At 67.9% G+C, this 16,287-nt stretch carries 15 protein-coding genes; 9 read left to right on the top strand and 6 right to left on the bottom strand.

From position 1 onward, the window contains the following. Positions 1-15 precede the first annotated feature (15 nt). Entirely contained in the window at positions 16-1,026 is a 1,011-nt protein-coding gene (locus ACIBK2_RS08120) for an AraC family transcriptional regulator (RefSeq protein WP_396964937.1), read from the bottom strand. Between the two features lie 114 nt (positions 1,027-1,140). On the opposite strand from ACIBK2_RS08120, the gene ACIBK2_RS08115 reads away from it, so the two are divergent. From ACIBK2_RS08115 to ACIBK2_RS08075, 9 genes are all read left to right on the top strand, one after another. Continuing rightward, positions 1,141-2,061 (top strand): MaoC/PaaZ C-terminal domain-containing protein, encoded by a 921-nt coding sequence (locus tag ACIBK2_RS08115; RefSeq protein WP_396964935.1) that lies wholly within the window; start codon positions 1,141-1,143, stop codon positions 2,059-2,061. Then, positions 2,058-3,257, top strand: coding sequence for a lipid-transfer protein (locus ACIBK2_RS08110; protein WP_396964933.1), 1,200 nt, complete (start codon positions 2,058-2,060; stop codon positions 3,255-3,257). Before ACIBK2_RS08115 ends, ACIBK2_RS08110 begins: the two co-directional genes overlap by 4 nt. Positions 3,258-3,303: 46 nt before the next feature. Beyond that, the gene (locus ACIBK2_RS08105; RefSeq protein ID WP_396964931.1) at positions 3,304-3,738 is read left to right on the top strand and encodes an SRPBCC family protein; all 435 of its coding nucleotides are present in this window, start codon (positions 3,304-3,306) and stop codon (positions 3,736-3,738) included. A gap of 90 nt (positions 3,739-3,828) precedes the next feature. Continuing rightward, complete coding sequence (locus ACIBK2_RS08100) at positions 3,829-4,710, top strand: SDR family oxidoreductase (RefSeq protein WP_396964929.1); 882 nt, start codon at positions 3,829-3,831, stop codon at positions 4,708-4,710. A 132-nt stretch (positions 4,711-4,842) separates the two neighbouring features. Further along, positions 4,843-5,985 (top strand): tRNA dihydrouridine synthase DusB, encoded by a 1,143-nt coding sequence (gene dusB, locus ACIBK2_RS08095; protein WP_396965872.1) that lies wholly within the window; start codon positions 4,843-4,845, stop codon positions 5,983-5,985. 190 nt (positions 5,986-6,175) lie between these two features. Then, positions 6,176-8,437 carry an LCP family protein gene (locus ACIBK2_RS08090; protein ID WP_396964927.1) on the top strand — a complete coding sequence of 754 codons (2,262 nt, stop codon included), beginning with the start codon at positions 6,176-6,178 and terminating at the stop codon, positions 8,435-8,437. 101 nt (positions 8,438-8,538) lie between these two features. After that, a complete protein-coding gene (gene phoU / locus ACIBK2_RS08085; protein ID WP_379282161.1) occupies positions 8,539-9,201 on the top strand; it encodes a phosphate signaling complex protein PhoU in 663 nt (220 codons plus the stop codon). Between the two features lie 158 nt (positions 9,202-9,359). Continuing rightward, positions 9,360-9,653: a hypothetical protein gene (locus ACIBK2_RS08080; RefSeq protein WP_396964924.1), complete on the top strand. Its 294-nt coding sequence runs from the start codon at positions 9,360-9,362 to the stop codon at positions 9,651-9,653. Next, positions 9,650-11,104, top strand: coding sequence for a hypothetical protein (locus ACIBK2_RS08075; protein ID WP_396964922.1), 1,455 nt, complete (start codon positions 9,650-9,652; stop codon positions 11,102-11,104). Before ACIBK2_RS08080 ends, ACIBK2_RS08075 begins: the two co-directional genes overlap by 4 nt. 101 nt (positions 11,105-11,205) lie before the next feature. Here ACIBK2_RS08075 and pstB read toward each other — a convergent pair whose 3' ends face one another. The 5 genes from pstB to mshD form a co-directional block, all read right to left on the bottom strand. After that, positions 11,206-11,982 carry a phosphate ABC transporter ATP-binding protein PstB gene (gene pstB / locus ACIBK2_RS08070; protein WP_379282160.1) on the bottom strand — a complete coding sequence of 259 codons (777 nt, stop codon included), beginning with the start codon at positions 11,980-11,982 and terminating at the stop codon, positions 11,206-11,208. A gap of 9 nt (positions 11,983-11,991) precedes the next feature. Continuing rightward, a complete protein-coding gene (pstA, locus tag ACIBK2_RS08065) occupies positions 11,992-12,894 on the bottom strand; it encodes a phosphate ABC transporter permease PstA (protein WP_396964920.1) in 903 nt (300 codons plus the stop codon). Beyond that, on the bottom strand, positions 12,894-13,865 hold the full coding sequence (gene pstC, locus ACIBK2_RS08060; RefSeq protein ID WP_396964918.1) for a phosphate ABC transporter permease subunit PstC: 972 nt from the start codon (positions 13,863-13,865) through the stop codon (positions 12,894-12,896). Before pstC ends, pstA begins: the two co-directional genes overlap by 1 nt. Before the next feature lie 97 nt (positions 13,866-13,962). After that, positions 13,963-15,081 (bottom strand): phosphate ABC transporter substrate-binding protein PstS, encoded by a 1,119-nt coding sequence (pstS, locus tag ACIBK2_RS08055; RefSeq protein WP_396964916.1) that lies wholly within the window; start codon positions 15,079-15,081, stop codon positions 13,963-13,965. Between the two features lie 242 nt (positions 15,082-15,323). Then, the gene (gene mshD / locus ACIBK2_RS08050) at positions 15,324-16,244 is read right to left on the bottom strand and encodes a mycothiol synthase (protein WP_396964914.1); all 921 of its coding nucleotides are present in this window, start codon (positions 16,242-16,244) and stop codon (positions 15,324-15,326) included. Between the last annotated feature and the right edge of the window lie 43 nt (positions 16,245-16,287).

Below are 16,287 nucleotides of genomic sequence, written 5' to 3'. Positions count from 1 at the left end.
GCGCCCGAAGGAGATTCAGCCCGCGACCGGCGGGGCACCGCGGTAGGAGCCTGGCGGGCTGCCGGTCCAGCGGCGGAACGCGCGCCGGAACGCGCTCGGTTCGGAGAAGCCGAGCCGGGCCGAGAGCGCCTCGACCGTCTCGTCGCCGCGCACCAGGCTGGCCACCGCAGCGTCGCGCAGGATGTCCTCGCGGATCTGGGTGATCGAGGTGCCCTCCTCACCGAGCTTGCGGCGCACCGTCTGTGGGCTCATGGCGAGCCGCTTGGCCACCTCGTCGGCGGTGGGCCAGTCACCCCGCAGGCCACGGGTGAGGATCTTGCGCACCTGTTCGGCGAGCGACGTGCCGTAGTCGCGCCGGGACAGCACGTCGACGGGCGCGTTGCGGGCCCAGTCGATGAGGTCGTCCTCGGACCGGGTGAGCGGCGCGCTCAGTAGCTCGCTATCGAAGGTGATGGCCGCGGTGGCGGCGTCGAAGACGAGCGGGGCGCCGAAGACAAGGTCGTAGTCGGCGATATTGCCCGGCCGCGGATACGGAAACTCGACCTGGCGCAAGGGAACTCGGCGGCCGATGCCCCAGGAGATCATCCGGTGCACCGCCGCGAGCAGGAAGACGGTGAGCAGCTCCTCGCCCGCGGCGAGCACGCTGGTGTCGAGCGTGTATCGGGTGCGCTCGCCGTCGGTGGTCACCGCCATCGGCGGCAGGCCGGGCAGTAGTCGCTGGTATTCGCCGAACCGTTCGATCGCCGAACCCAGATCGCGGCAGGCGACCAAGCCGAAGCCGACCAGCCGGGTCGACCCGCGCGGCACCGGCGCCGGACCAAGTCCGAACAGTTCGTCGTCGGTGATCCGCCACAGTTGGCGCATGGTCGCGGCCACCTGATCGACGGTCACCCGGGCCCGATCCTGGGCGAGCAATTCGGGCGCCACCCCCACGCTGGCGAGCAGCTGCTCGATGTCGACGCCTTGCCGCTGGGCGGTGGCGACGGCGGAGCGCACGAAGTCGATCGGCACCGTCCTTGCCGTCACCGCAACCTCCTCACCGACGCGAACCTACCAGCCCGGATGCGCTGAGCGCGGCGGTCACCGAACGTGCGCCGCGCGGTCATCCCGGCCGCGGCCGCCGATTCCTAGCGTTGCGGTATGAGCAGCGACGCGTCGACCGGTGAGGCAGCAGTGACGGACGGGACGACCTTCAACCTGGACCGGTTGGGCAACTGGGGTGCGCGCGACACCTTCGAGGTGGATCGGGAGCGCACCATCGCCTACGCCGCCGCGACGAACGATCCGCTCGAGCACCATCGCACCGGGGTATACGCGCCACCGGTTTTCGCGGTGGTGCCGATCACGGTGATGATGGCCGATGCGGCGATGTCGGTGGTGCCCGACGATCTGATGCTGCGGATCCTGCACGGCGAGCACGACTTCCGGTTCCACCGGCCGATCGAACCGGGCGAGACCCTGGCAGTACGCGCCAGGCCCATCGGGATCGAGGGCAAATCGTCGGGGGTGGTCGTCACCTCGCACATCGAGACCTACAGCGTCGATACCGGCGACCTCGTCAACGAGCAGTACTTCGTCGGCTTCTTCCGCGGTGGCCAGTTCGACGGCGTCCGCGGCGAACCCAGTCCGGCGCACTCGTTCGACGAGAACCTGCGAGCCCGCGAACCGGACTTCCTCGCGCCGCAGACCTTCGACGCGGACCAGACCTTCCGCTATGCCAAACCCGCGGGCGATCCGATGCCGATCCACCTGGTCGACGAGTTCGCCAAGGCGATGGGGCTGCCCGGCATCATCATCCACGGCCTGTGCACCATCGCGTTCATCTCGCACGCGCTGATCACCCGGATCAGCCCGGACGACCCGACCCGGCTGAAAAGGCTTGCCGTGCGGTTGAGTTCGCCCGCGTTCCCGGCGCAGACCATCACCACCGCGGCGTGGGCGACCGGCCGCCAGGACGGGCGCGATCGCTACGCCTTCGAAACCTGGTCCGACAGCGACCAATTCGTCATCCAGGACGGGCTCGCGGAGTTCGAGCCCGCAATCGGCAAGGAAACACTATGAGTAACAGGGTTTTTGTCATCGGTGTCGGCATGACGAAGTTCGAGAAGCCGGGCCGCCGCGAAGGCTGGGACTACCCGGCGATGGCGCGAGAGTCCGGCAGCAAGGCGCTGGCCGACGCGGGCATCCGCTACGACCAGGTGCAGGAGGGGTATGTCGGCTACGTCTACGGCGATTCGACCAGCGGGCAGCGTGCCATCTACGAGCTCGGGCTGACCGGGCTCCCTGTGGTCAACGTGAACAACAACTGCTCCACCGGGTCCACGGCGCTGTACCTGGCGGCCAGGGCGATTCGCGGCGGGCTGGCCGACTGCGCACTGGCGCTCGGCTTCGAGAAGATGCAGTCCGGCTCGCTAGAGGCGGGCTACACCGACCGGGAGCAGCCGCTGCTTCGCCACATCGAGGCGCTGGCCCAGCTGCGTGAGTTCGCAATGCCGGTGGCGCCCTGGATGTTCGGCGCGGCCGGGGTCGAGCACATGGAGCAATACGGCTCCACCCGTACGCATTTCGCCAAGATCGCGGAGAAGAACCACCGGCACTCGGCGAACAACCCGTACGCGCAGTTCCAGGATGTGTACACCCTCGACGAGATCACCAGCGCCAAATTGGTGTACGAGCCGCTCGGGCTGACCCGGCTGCAATGCTCGCCCACCTCCGACGGTTCGGGCGCAGCGGTGCTGGCCGGCGAGCGCTTCGTCGACGAGCACGACTTGGGCGAGCGGGCTGTGGAGATCGTCGGCCAGGCCATGGTGACCGACCTCGAATCCACCTTCGCCGACAAGACGGCGCGCTCGCTGGTCGGCGTCGACATGACCGCCGCCGCGGCGCGAAAGGTGTACGCGCAGGCCGATATCGGCCCCGACGATCTCGACGTGATCGAGCTGCACGACTGCTTCTCCCCCAACGAGCTGCTCACCTACGAGGCGCTCGGCCTGTGCGGTGTCGGCGAGGGACACAAGCTGATCGACGCCGAGGACACCACCTACGGCGGGCGCTGGGTGGTCAACCCGTCCGGCGGCCTGATCTCCAAGGGACATCCGCTCGGCGCCACCGGCCTGGCCCAGTGCGCCGAGCTGACCTGGCAGCTCCGCGGTGAGGCCGACGCTCGCCAGGTCGGCGACGCGAAAGTCGCGCTCGCCCACAACATCGGCCTCGGCGGTGCGGCCATCGTGACCGCTTATCGACCCGCGAACCGCTGAATTCGGCAGTACGCCAATCGCTTTACCGAAGTAGAGGAGAACCGCCATGGCACAGGCCAAGGTTTCCAAGGAGTTTGCCGCCGCGCAGGAGAAGGTGTGGGCGGTGCTGTCCGACCCGAACCGCTTCGAGGAGTGGCTGACCGTGCACACCAAGTGGAAGGAGCTGCCGCCCGCGCAGCTGTCCGCCGGGGCCACCATGACCGAGGTGCTCACCATCATGGGGATGGCGAACACGATCACCTTCACCGTGGACGACTACGCCGCCCCGAACTCGACGAAGTTCTCCGGCGTCGGCCTGGCCGGCGCGAAGATCAGCTTCACGCTCACGGTGGAAGCCAAGGGCGACAACGCTTCTCTGGTCACCATCGACGCGGAGTTCATCAGTCAGATGATGGTCGGCGCGATCGGCGGCGCGATCGAACGCGCGTCCACCAAGGAACTCGAAGCCTCCCTCGTCAACCTCGCCGGTCTGCTCGCCTGACCGCGCGGCCTCGCGCATTCGCGACTCGCAAGCGCTCCAAGCATCCGCGCTCGCACGCGCTTCAAGCACTCCGCAATCGAAAGGAACACCATGGGTTCGCTGGACGGACGCGTCGCCATTGTCACCGGCGCAGGCCGCGGCATCGGCCGGGCACACGCGCTGCTGCTCGCCGCCGAAGGAGCCGCCGTCGTGGTCAACGACCTCGGCGGCAACAACGAGGGGGTCGGCGCCGACGCCGGACCCGCCCAGCGGGTGGTCGACGAGATCGTCGCGGCCGGCGGGCGCGCGGTGGCCGACACCGCGAACATCGCCGACTGGTCGGGCGCGAAAACCCTTGTCGAGCAGGCGATCACCGCCTTCGGCGGGCTGGACATCCTGGTCAACAACGCGGGCATCCTGCGCGACGCGTTCATCGCCGCGATGGACGAGGCACAGTGGGACGCGGTGATCGCGGTACACCTCAAGGGCCACTTCGCGGTCCTGCACCACGCCGCCGCGTACTGGAAGGCCCAGTCGAAGGCCGGCCAGCAGGTCGCCGCCTCGGTGATCAACACCGCCTCCGCCTCCGGCACCTTCATGCCCAATCCCGGCCAAGCCAACTACGGCGCGGCCAAGGCAGGCATCGCCGCCCTCACCCAGGTCGCCGCCCTCGAGCTCGAGCGATACGGCGTGCGCGCCAACGCCATCGCCCCCGTCGCCCGCACCCGCCTCACCCTGGCCACCCCCGGCATGGGCGCGATGTTCGCCGAGGAGGTCCCCGAAGGCGAGTTCGACGCCTTCGCCCCCGAAAACATCTCCCCCATCGTCGCCTACCTGGCCCAGGAGAAGTGCCCCATCACCGGCAAGGTCTTCGCGGTCCAGGGCGGCGCGATCTCCGCACTCAACGGCTGGACCGCCACCCAGACCATCGAAACCGACGGCCCGTGGCAGCTCACCGATCTGGCGGACCGACTGCCGGACATCGCCCAGTGAGATAAGGCACATCCGGCACCCGCCGACGGCCGTCGCGCCTGTTCCACGCGGCGGCCGTCGCTGCGTCCACCGGCCGTTCTGGGCCCGCACAGGCCCCTTACGTGCGGAAATGAGACACTGGACGGCGTGACGATGACTACCGGGGCGAAGAGTGCGCTGCGGATCGGGCCGTATCCGGTCGATCCGGCGGTGGTGCTCGCGCCGATGGCGGGCATCACGAATCTGGCGTTCCGCAAGCTGTGCCGCGAGTTCGGTAGCCCTACCTCTATCTATGTCTGCGAGATGATCACCGCGCGGGCGGTGGTCGAGCGCAACGAGAAGACGCTCGAGATGATGGCGTTCGACGCGGACGAGTCGCCGCGATCGATGCAGCTCTACGGCGTCGACCCGGCCACCCTCGGCGAGGCGGTGCGGATCATCGTCGGCGAGGGCTGGGCCGATCACATCGACATGAACTTCGGCTGCCCGGTGCCCAAGGTCACCCGGCTCGGCGGCGGTGCCGCGCTGCCGTACAAGCGGGCGCTGTTCAGCCAGATCGTGCGCGCGATGGTGCGCGCCGCCGAACCGGCGGGCGTCCCGATCACGGTGAAGTTCCGGATCGGCATCGACGACGAACACCAGACTCATCTCGACGCCGGCCGCATCGCGGAAGCCGAAGGCGCGCAAGCGGTTGCGCTGCACGCCAGGACCGCCGCGCAGCGCTACTCCGGGCAGGCCGACTGGTCGGCCATCGCGCGGCTCAAGGAAGCCGTCAGCACGATTCCGGTGCTCGGCAACGGCGATATCTTCTCGGCCGCCGACGCGGTCCGGATGATGGCCGAAACCGGCTGCGACGGCGTCGTGGTCGGCCGCGGCTGCCTCGGCCGCCCGTGGCTGTTCGCCGAACTCCAGGCGGCGCTGCGCGGCGAGGAGCTGCCCGAGCCGCCGAACCTCGGCCGGGTCGGCGAGGTGCTGTACCGGCACGCCGCGCTGCTGTCCGACCTCCTCGGCGAGGACAAGGCCATGCGCGACCTACGCAAGCACATGGCCTGGTACCTGATGGGCTTCCCGGTCGGCGCCGACCTGCGGCGTTCGTTCGCCATGGTGTCCAGACTCACCGAGCTGGAAGACCTTGTCGGACAGCTTGATCCGACGGCTCCGTTCCCCAGGGACGCCGAGGGTCCGCGCGGAAGACAAGGCTCCCCAGGCAAAGTCGCGCTGCCGCACGGCTGGCTGGACGACCCGCAGGACCCCTCCGTCCCGCACGGCGCGGACGTAATGCACAGCGGCGGCTGAAAACCGGGCGATCACGGACTCCTGATACCCGAGCGCAGCGATCGCGAATCGGGTATCCAAACCAGACTGTGGCCAATTCGATTTCGCACTCAGGTGGCTCGCCGTGGCGGAATCGTTATCATTGCGGAATTGGTCATGCCGGTCGAGTACGGCCCGAGGCGGCGACGTAGACGAAAAGCGAGGTTCGTTGGTGGGTGACGATCGGCACGGGCGTTCGCCTCGGCCCGGAGATCGCGCCCCGTGGGAGCGCTATCCCACGGAGGACAACACCGATCGAGACGATTCTCGGTCGTCCCGGCGATCCCGCCACACCGATGCCGACGCGGGCAACGCACCGCTGACCGTGCAGGACCTGGTCCAGAAGGTCGACAACGAGCGCTCCGGCCGCCGTGGCCGCCGGGCCGCGGCGCCCCCCGAGACCGGCGCCACGCCCAATCGAGGCGCGCGTCAACCGGGACCGGAACCACACCCCGCCGAACCGACCCAGCGACGCCAGGCGGAACCGCCGCGCCGCCAGGGCGACCCACCGCGCCAACCGGACCCTGCCGCCCGCCGCCAAGGTGACGCGCCGCGCCAACCGGACCCGGCGGCCCGCCGCCAAGGCGATCCGGCCGCACGGCGCCAAGCACCGGCCCGCCCAACCGAGCCGACCCCCCGGCGCACCGCCGACGGCCCGCCACCGCGCACGGCCGGTTCACCGGTCGTCCAGGACATCGCGGGCACGCCCGCCGCCCGGACCCCCGCCCGGCGCGGCCCGGCCGAGGACAGCAGGAAAGCCGCCGCGCCTGCCCGGGCGAAGGAAACGGCCGAAGAGGTCACCGACATCCTGCCGCCGCTCGAGGAGACCACCCGCGCCAAGCGCAAGAAGACCGAGTGGCCTGCCAACGACGAAACCGGTGCCGCACAACCCAAGTCCGTCGGCGCCGCGCCGCTGTCTCGGCTGGCCGCCAGCAAGCAGCGCCGCAACAAGCGGCTGCGGCTGGCAGGCCGCAGCGCACTGACGATGTTCGCGGTGCTCTGCCTGCTCACCACCGGCGGCGGCTGGAGCTACCTGCGGACCACCGGCAACAACTTCACCCAGATCTCGGCGATCGTCGACAACAACGACGACGTCGTCGACTCCGACGCTCAGCTGGGTGACGAGAACTATCTGCTCGTCGGCACCGACACCCGGGCAGGGGTGAACAGTCAGGTCGGCGCGGGCACGCTCGACGACGCCGAGGGTTCCCGCGCGGACACCGTGATGCTGGTGAACATCCCGAAGAACCGTTCGCGCGTCGTGGTCGTCTCGTTCCCGCGCGACCTCGACGTCACCAGGCCGCAGTGCAACGGCTGGGACAACGACAAGGCCCAGTACACCAGCGAGTCCTTCCCGTCCGCAATCGGCGACAAGCTCAACGCCGTCTACGCGCTCGGCGGCCCGAAGTGCCTGTTCACCACGATTCAGCGGATGACAGGTAGCGCGATCAATCACTTCATCGCGGTCGACTTCGCGGGCTTCGAGGCCATGGTCGATCAGATCGGCGGCGTCGAGGTGTGCGCGCCGAAACCGATCAACGACGAGATCCTCGGCACCGTGCTGGAGAACCCGGGCAAGCAGAAGGTCAACGGCGCGACCGCACTGAACTATGTGCGCGCCAGGCACGTCTACGGCGAGGAGCGCAGCGACTACGACCGGATCAACCGCCAGCAACGCTTCATGGCCTCGCTGTTGCGCGGCGCGCTCTCCGGCCGGGTGCTCTTCGATCCCGGCAAGCTGAACGGCTTCATCAATGCGTTCACCACCCACACCTCGGTCGACCGGGTCACGCCCCAGGACCTGCTCACGCTCGGCCGTTCGCTGCAGAAGCTGGACGCGGGCACCGTCACCTTCCTGACCATTCCGACCGCGGGCACCACCTCCTACGGCAACGAGATCCCGCGCGAGCAGGACATCAAGGCGATCTTCAAGGCGATCCGCGACGACCAGCCGCTGCCCGGCGAGAAGAAGATCACCCCGGCCCCCGGCTCCATCCCGTCGGCGCCGCCCACCCCGCCGAAGCTGACCGCGGTCGATCCGAGCACGGTGTCGCTGCTGGTCTCCAATGGTTCCGGCACTTCGGGTCTGGCGCAGCGGGCGGCGACCAAGCTCGGCAACCAGGGCTTCGGGATCTTCAATATCGGCAACTACTCCGGCGGCAGCGAGGTCACCTCGAAGGTTCGCTACGGGGCCGGGCAGGAGGCCGCCGCCGCCACGGTGGCCAGCGCGATCCCCGGCGCGCTGATGGAGTCGGCGAACGATCTCGGCGGCATCGTCGAGGTGGTCATCGGCGGCGATTTCACCGGCACCGTGAAGGCGCCGACACCGGTCGGCGATCCCATCTCGAACATGCCCGCGATGGCGCCTGCGACGCCGGTCACGTTGCCGTCCGACCTGGAGCACGTCAACGCGGCCGACGAGACCTGCAAGTAAGCGAGCACACGACCTGCGGCAACACCGTCGCTAACGGTCGGCACCGGTCATTCACCCTCCGTTCGTGACATGGTCAGCGCCGGGAACTAATGTCTGGTTTTATGCGTGTCATCTACAACGAGCAAATGGCCGATCTCGCCCACCTCTTGGGCGAGATGGCCGGTCTGGCGGGTTCGGCGATGGACCGGGCCACCCAGTCACTGCTCCAGGCCGACCTCGCTCTGGCAGAGCAGGTGATCACCGAGTCCGACCGAATCGCCGAGCTGATCCAGGATGCCGAGGAGCGGGCGTTCGCGCTGCTCGCGCTGCAGGCGCCGGTCGCGGGTGACCTGCGGCAGGTGGTGAGCGCGATCCAGATCGTGGCCGACGTCAACCGGATGGGCGCGCTCGCGCTGCACGTGGCCAAGGTGGCCCGGCGGCGCCACCCCAATCACGCGCTGCCCGAGGCGGTCAACGGCTACTTCGCCGAGATGGGCCGCATCGCGGTCAACATGGGCGCCGGTGCCAAAGAGGTGCTCGAGACGCGCGACCCGGAGCGTGCCGCGCAGCTCAACGAGGACGACGAGGCGATGGACGACCTGCACCGTCACCTGTTCACGCTGCTGATGGACCGCGACTGGAAGTACGGCGTCGCCGCCGCCGTCGACGTCACCCTGCTCGGCCGCTACTACGAGCGCTTCGCCGACCACGCCGTCGAGATCGGCCGCCGCGTCATCTTCCTGGTCACCGGCGTGTTGCCGCCGGACCCCGACGTCGAGTCATAGTCGGCAGCTGCCTGCGGTCCAATAAGATGGCAGGCAGTTTCCCGTTGCGGGACTTGACGTCTCGCCCGCGGGGAATGAAAGATTAGCCGCGTAGCTGAGCGTTGGATGACTCGCTGCGAGGATGCCGTTGTGGGAGTTGCGGCACAGAGGGGGCGGACATGAAGGTCGATCCAGCAGAGCTGCGCGCGTTGGCCGCATCGATGGACAAGATCGGCGGCGAGATCGACGTGCTGAAGGTGCGCACGAAGACGGATGCGTTGAGCACCGCGCTGCCCGGCTCCACCGTGACCGACGCCTGCGCCACCGCCGGGGCGAACATCGAAGCCGGGTGGCTGCGAATGGCGCAGCGCTGCAAGGCGATATCCACTATCGCCAAGGGCGGTGCCACCAACTACGAGGTGACCGACACCGACTTCCAGAGCAGCCTGCAGAAGCTGGGCGGCGGGCAATGAAGAGCGGCGACGCGACCCCGACGCTCAGCCAGGTGCAAAACCAATGGCAGCCTTGGAAACTCAATGAGGCCGGCGAGGAAATCAAGGCCCGCAACACCGATTTCGGCGCACTGATCGATCAGACGGTCACCCAGATCAGAGAAGCGGGATCGCACTGGAGCGGCGACGCCTATTACGCGGCCTACGACCGGATCGCCGGTGATCGCGACATCGCGAACAAGATGGCGCAGGAGACGACAGAACTCGCCAATGCGCTGATCAACGGCGGGAACACGCTCACCGGATACCGGCAATCGTTGCTGGACAAGGTCACCGAGGCCACGGCGGCCGGATTCCAGGTGTCAGAAGATTGGCAGGTCACCGCGTCAGGTGACAGCTCGGGCGACGACCTGCACACGCATCAGACGGCGATCACCACCGCACTCAACGAGATGGTCGGCACCCAGGCCGGTATCACCACCGCCATCGAGCAGGCGAACACCGCGGTGCAGACACAGAGCGCGCAGCTCGGCACCGGCGATCCGATCGATGCGGTCACCGGCTCGCCGAAGTCCACGCTCACCGCGCAGGAGATCAGCGCGGAACAGCCGGCCACGGTTCCCGCGTCGACCGACGATAAATCCAAGGAGAACCCGCAGACGCAACCGGCGGGCACCCCGAAGAACATTGCCGCAGACACCTCGGAACAGTCCAAGGTCACCCAAGATCCGTCCAAGGTCACGCAGGACACGGCCAAGGTCACGCAGGACCCGGCCAAAGTCACCAAGGACCCGGCCAAGGACACCCAAGATCCTGCCAAGGACACCGAGGACCCGGCGAAGGTCACCCCCGATCCGGCCACCACCACCGTTTCGCCGGGGACGGGTTCCGCCAGCGATCCGAACTCCTGGACACCGCAAAATGTCGTCGATCTGATCACCGCGGTCGGCTCCATCACCGGTAGCGTGCCCACCTTGCTCGACTCGATCGGCAAACTCGACGACGACTTGGACGACATCGTCAAGGCCGCGGGCGACGCGGGCAAGGGCCTGTTCGACTCCGCCGCAGACGCGGCCGACAAGCTCGCAGGCGCTGCGGACAAGATAGTCACCAGCGTCGATCACGCGATCGACAACACACCTGCCGACGCCCCAGCGACGAACGCTCCAGGCGCCACCGATCCGGCCACTGCCGAAAAGCCCCAAGCGCCACCGGCCGACGCCCCCGCCGGGCAGCCACCGGCCGACGCTCCTACCAAACCAGCGCCACCGGCCGACACCAACACCCAATCATCGACGGAGCAGCGCCCCGCCTCGCCCGCGGCCACCTACACCGGAAACCCCACTGCGACAACACCTGCCAGCAGCCTCTTCGGCCTGCCATCGCCGACCCGTGGCAGAGAGTCCGACCGCGAGCACCGCCCGAACAATTACGTGATCCAAACAGCGGAACCCGAGCTGGCCGAGCCGTAGCTCAGCTCGAAGGGCACGGGCCCGCAACGAGTTCCCCGCGCGCACGACAATGGCCCGCGCACCGCGCGGGCCATTGTTCGTTCGTACCAACCGATCTCGGATTACCCGAAGCGGCCGGAGATGTAGTCTTCCGTCGCCTTCTGGCCGGGGTTGGAGAAGATCTTCTCGGTGTCGTCGATCTCGATCAGCCGACCCGGCTTGCCCTGAGCCTCCAGGTTGAAGAAGCCGGTCTGGTCACTCACGCGGGCAGCCTGCTGCATGTTGTGGGTGACGATGACGATGGTGAATTCCTTCTTCAGCTCGGTGATCAGGTCCTCGATCGCCAGCGTGGAGATCGGGTCCAGGGCCGAACAGGGCTCGTCCATCAGCAGCACGTCGGGCGACACCGCGATCGCGCGGGCGATGCACAGCCGCTGCTGCTGACCGCCGGAGAGGCCACCACCGGGCTTGTCCAGGCGGTCCTTCACCTCGTTCCAGAGGTTGGCACCGCGCAGCGAGCGCTCGGCGACCTCGTCGAGTTCCTTCTTGCTGCGCACGCCCTGCAGCTTCAGCCCGGCCACCACGTTGTCGCGAATCGACATGGTGGGGAACGGGTTCGGGCGCTGGAACACCATGCCGATGGTGCGGCGCACGCCGACCGGGTCGACCTGCGAGCCGTAGATGTCCTCGCCGTCCAGCAGCACCGCGCCCTCGACCCGGGCGTTCGGGGTCACCTCGTGCATGCGGTTGAGCGAGCGAAGCACGGTGGACTTACCGCAACCCGACGGGCCGATGAAGGCGGTGACACTGCGCGGCAGCACGGTCAGGTCCACATCGGCGACCGCGTGGAATTTCGCGTAGAAGATATTGAGGTCTTTGACGTCGATCCGCTTGGCCATCTGAATTTCCTATCGATTCCGCGTGAGCAGCTTGTTGACGACCGCGGCCGCCGCGTACAGCAGCGCGATGAGCAGGATCAGCGTCAGTGCCGCACCCCACACCCTGGCCCGGCCCGCGGGCTCCGGGTTGGCCAGCTCCTGGTAGATCAGCAGCGGCAGCGAGGCCATGTTGCCGTCGAAGAGGTTGCTGTTGATCGACTTGCTGTAGCCGACGAGCACGAGCACCGGCGCGGTCTCACCCATCACCCTGGCGATGGCGAGCAGGATGCCGCTGATCATGCCGGGCAGCGCGGTCGGCACCACGATCCGTGCGATGGTCTTCCACTTCGGGACGCCGAGCGCGTAGGACGCCTCGCGCAGCTCGTCCGGCACCAGCTTCAGCATTTCCTCGGTGCTGCGCACCACGACCGGCAGCATCAGTAGTACCAATGCCAGCGACACCGCGAACGCGCTCTGCGGTGCGCCGAAGGTGGCGATCCACAGCGCGAAGATGAACAGCGCCGCGACGATGGACGGCACACCCGCGAGGATGTCCACCATGAACGTGGTGGTCTTGGCCAGCCAGCCGCGTCCGTATTCGACCAGGTAGACGGCGGCCATGATGCCGAGCGGCACCGCGATCACCGCAGCGACCGCCGACTGCACGATGGTGCCGTAGATGGCGTGGTACACGCCGCCACCGGACTGATCGGGCAGGATGCCCTTCTGCGACTTCTGCCACCAGTCAAGGGAGGCAACGGATTCGAAGCCCTTGCTCACCACCATGATGAGCACCCAGACCAGCGGGATGAGCGCGACCGCGAAGCACAGCCAGACCACGCCGGTCGCGAGGTTGTTGCGGATCTTGCGGCTGGTGCTGACGTCACGGAACGTCGGCGCCTTGATCGGCTTGTCGAGCGTTGTCGTTGTCATCACCCGTTCACCCTTCCGCCCGCGGCGAGCCGCGCCAGCGCGTTGACGACGAAGGTCAGCGCGAACAACACGAAGCCTGCCGCGATGTAGGCGCCGGTCGGCAGCGGTGAGCTGAACTCCGAAGCCGAGGCCGCGATCCTGGAGGCGAAGGTGTAGCCGCCGTCGAACAGTGACCAGCCGCCCGCCTTCGCCGAGGTGTGCAGCACGACGAGCACCGCGATGGTTTCACCGAGCGCGCGACCGAGGCCGAGCATCGAACCGGCGATCACACCGCTGCGGCCGTAGGGCAGCACGGTCATCCGGACCATCTCCCACTTGGTGGCGCCCAGCGCGTGCGCGGCCTCGATGTGCGCGGCGGGGGTGAGGTTGAAGACCTCACGCGAGACCGAGGTGATGATCGGCAGGATCATCACCGCGAGCACGACGCCCGCGGTGAAGATGGTGCCGCCACCGGAGATGGTCACGTTGCCGTCGGAGAACAGGAAGAACCAGCCGAGCTTCTCGTTCAGGAATCGTTCCACCGGCTCGAGCCGCGGCGCGAGTACCAGCACACCCCAGAGGCCGAACACGATGGACGGCACCGCGGCGAGCAGATCGACCAGCATCGCGAACGGCCGCGCCAGGGTCTTCGGCGAGTAGTGCGTCAGGAACAGCGCGATGCCCACCCCGATCGGCACCGCGATCACCAGCGCGAACACCGCGCTCAGCACCGTGACCATGAACAGGTCACGGATGCCGAACCGTAGGTGGTCGGCGTTCGTGGTGTTGAACTCCGTGCTGGTCAGGAAGTTCGCGTCGTTCGCAAGCACCGACGGCACCGCGCGAATCAGCAGGAACAGCGCGATCAGCGCGATGGCGGCGACGATGGTCGCGCCCGAAGCGGTGGCCAGAGACCGGAAGATGGTCTCGGCCCGATTGCTCTGGGCGGGGCGAGCCTTTTTGGCCGGCTCGGTGCTCGGATCACTCGACATGGGGGCAATGTCTCCGGCCGTCCGCGGGCCCGTCGAATCCGACGAGCCCGCGGCGGTCACCTCAGGGTGCACGGTCATTACTTTGCGACTTGTGCGATCAGGAGATGGCGTTGATTGCGGTGGTCAGGCGGGTCTTGAACTTGTCCGGGATCGGGACGTACCCGGCCTCGTCGAGACCCTTCTGGCCGTTGGTGGTCGCCGAGGTCAGGAACGCCTTGACCGCCTTGGCGACGTCGGCATCGTTGTACTTCGAGCAGACGATCTCGTAGGTGGCCAGCATGATCGGGTACGCGCCGGCCTCGGTGGGCTTGTAGAACGAGCTGGTGTCGAGCACCAGGTCGTTGCCCTCGCCCTTGACCTTCACGCCGTCGATGGACTTGCCCGCGGAGGCCGCGGTCAGCTTGACCGGGTCCTTGCTCGCCGAGGTGACGATCTGCGCGATGGACAGGCTCTGCGACTTCGCGAATGCCCACTCGTTGTAGGTGATCGCATTCTTGGTGCTCTTGATGGCGGCCGAGGTGCCCTCGTTGCCCTTCGCACCCTCACCGATACCGCCGGCGAACGCCTTGCCCGCACCCTTGCCCCAGGCGCCGTCCGACGCCGCGTCCAGGTAGAGCTGGAAGTTGTCGGTGGTGCCCGACTCGTCGCTGCGGAAGATCACCGAGATCTTGTCCGACGGGAGCTTGGCGCTCGGGTTGAGCGCCTTGATCTCGGGGGCGTCCCAGGTGGTGATGGCGCCGTTGAACACCTTGGCGGCGGTCGGGCCGTCCAGCACGAGGTCGGAGACGCCGTCGATGTTGTAGGTGATCGCGATCGGGCCGAACACGGTCGGCAGGTTCCAGGCCGGGGCGCCGCAGCGATCCTGTGCCTTGGTGGTCTCGCCCTTCGACGCGCTCAGCGGCGAGTCGGAACCACCGAAATCGGTCTGGCCGCCGACGAACTCGTTGACGCCGGCGCCGGAGCCGCTCGAGGTGTAGTTCAGCGTGTTGCCGCCGCAGTTGGCCTCGTAGGCCGCGACGAAGCGGTCCATCGCGTTCTTCTGCGCGGAGGAGCCGCTCGCCTTGAGCGCCTTCTTGCCACCGCAGGCGATGTCCGACTTGGCAGTGGTGCCGCCGTTGTTGCTGGTGCTGGTGTTGTCGTCGCTGCCACAGGCGGCGAGCGTCATGGCACCAACGGCCAGCACACCAACGAGGGCGCTGCTGCGCTTGAGATTCACTATTCCTCCGGAAAGGCGTCCAACTCGCCCGGTCCCTCACCGGCCCGGACGGGTGATGTGGTGCTGTTCGCGGGGAACTTGCGCACCAGGCAGCCGTGGGCTGCCCACCAATCAACGTAAAGTCACGGGGTTGACAGTTGGACCGAACTGAGTGAACTACAGGTGAACAGCCAAGCGCGATTGAGCCCGTTATGTGTGACATTTGCCGCAGTTTTACTCAGACACCCCCGAAGGGGCACCAGCTATTCAGCTGAGGCCGCCGAATAGGCGACATCGACGTGCGCGGGAGTGAACCCGAGCCGGGTGTAGGTGTGCACGGCGGCGGTGTTGTCGGCCTCGGTGTAGAGCAGCACTTCGGCGAGGCCGCGATCGCGCAGATGATGCAGGCCGACCAGGGTCAGCAGGCGACCGAGTCCGCGGCCCTGCGCGGCCGGGTCGATGCCTACTACGTAGACCTCGCCGACGGGCGGGTTCTCGTCGTAATGCACCTTGGTCCAATGGAATCCGAGGACGCGGCCGGGCTCGGCGGTATCGGTCGCGAGGAACAGCCCCTTCGGGTCGAACCACGACTCGGCGCGGCGCGCCTCGATGTCGCGTTCGGTCCAGCCGCCCTGCTCCGGATGCCAGGCGAAAGCGGCGTTGTTCACCCGCAGCAATTCGGCGTCGTCGGACGGCCCGGCGTAGGTGCGAATGGTCACTCGGCCACGCGCGGCAATTTCCGGTAGCTCAGGCGTTGCCAGAGGACGGCGCATCTGCCACAGTTCGCGCGCGGTGGCCAGGCCGAGCCGCTGGGAAACCGCTGTGGCGGCGGGCAGATTTCCGTGCGCCCACACCCGGGTGCCCGCACCGCCCTCGGTGAGTGCCGCGGCGACCAAGCCGGTGCCGATCCCCTGCCCGCGCGCGGGCGGATCGACGACGACTTCGGCCATCGCCGGATGTTCGCCGTGCGCCGGAACCAGATTCGCGTAGCCCGCGATCACGTCGTCGCGCAGGGCGATCAGATGCCGCACCGCGGGGTCATCGCCCGCGCTCAGCGACAGGACCGCCTGCTCGGAGACGGGGGCGACACCGTCGGTGCCGACCGCGCGTTCGAGCAGTTGCCGAACATCAGCGGCCGCAGCCGAATCCAGCCGCTCGGTCCACTGTGTTGCCACGCCGTTCATCGGGCTCCATTCCTCGCGCTGCGCGGTATCCCGAGCGGGATAC

The organism is Nocardia sp. NPDC050175, from assembly GCF_044459885.1.
Taxonomy (GTDB): domain Bacteria; phylum Actinomycetota; class Actinomycetes; order Mycobacteriales; family Mycobacteriaceae; genus Nocardia.
This window is presented reverse-complemented; position numbering and strand designations above follow the sequence as displayed.

What these genes read in the sequence shown, in the direction of transcription:
- ACIBK2_RS08115 (WP_396964935.1), top strand. Translation starts at nt 1,141, where the DNA reads ATGAGCAGCGACGCGTCGACCGGTGAGGCAGCAGTGACGGACGGGACG.
- ACIBK2_RS08110 (WP_396964933.1), top strand. Translation starts at nt 2,058, where the DNA reads ATGAGTAACAGGGTTTTTGTCATCGGTGTCGGCATGACGAAGTTCGAG.
- ACIBK2_RS08105 (WP_396964931.1), top strand. Translation starts at nt 3,304, where the DNA reads ATGGCACAGGCCAAGGTTTCCAAGGAGTTTGCCGCCGCGCAGGAGAAG.
- ACIBK2_RS08100 (WP_396964929.1), top strand. Translation starts at nt 3,829, where the DNA reads ATGGGTTCGCTGGACGGACGCGTCGCCATTGTCACCGGCGCAGGCCGC.
- dusB (WP_396965872.1), top strand. Translation starts at nt 4,843, where the DNA reads ATGACTACCGGGGCGAAGAGTGCGCTGCGGATCGGGCCGTATCCGGTC.
- phoU (WP_379282161.1), top strand. Translation starts at nt 8,539, where the DNA reads ATGCGTGTCATCTACAACGAGCAAATGGCCGATCTCGCCCACCTCTTG.
- ACIBK2_RS08080 (WP_396964924.1), top strand. Translation starts at nt 9,360, where the DNA reads ATGAAGGTCGATCCAGCAGAGCTGCGCGCGTTGGCCGCATCGATGGAC.
- ACIBK2_RS08075 (WP_396964922.1), top strand. Translation starts at nt 9,650, where the DNA reads ATGAAGAGCGGCGACGCGACCCCGACGCTCAGCCAGGTGCAAAACCAA.
- pstB (WP_379282160.1), bottom strand. Translation starts at nt 11,982, where the DNA reads ATGGCCAAGCGGATCGACGTCAAAGACCTCAATATCTTCTACGCGAAA.
- pstA (WP_396964920.1), bottom strand. Translation starts at nt 12,894, where the DNA reads ATGACAACGACAACGCTCGACAAGCCGATCAAGGCGCCGACGTTCCGT.
- pstC (WP_396964918.1), bottom strand. Translation starts at nt 13,865, where the DNA reads ATGTCGAGTGATCCGAGCACCGAGCCGGCCAAAAAGGCTCGCCCCGCC.
- mshD (WP_396964914.1), bottom strand. Translation starts at nt 16,244, where the DNA reads ATGAACGGCGTGGCAACACAGTGGACCGAGCGGCTGGATTCGGCTGCG.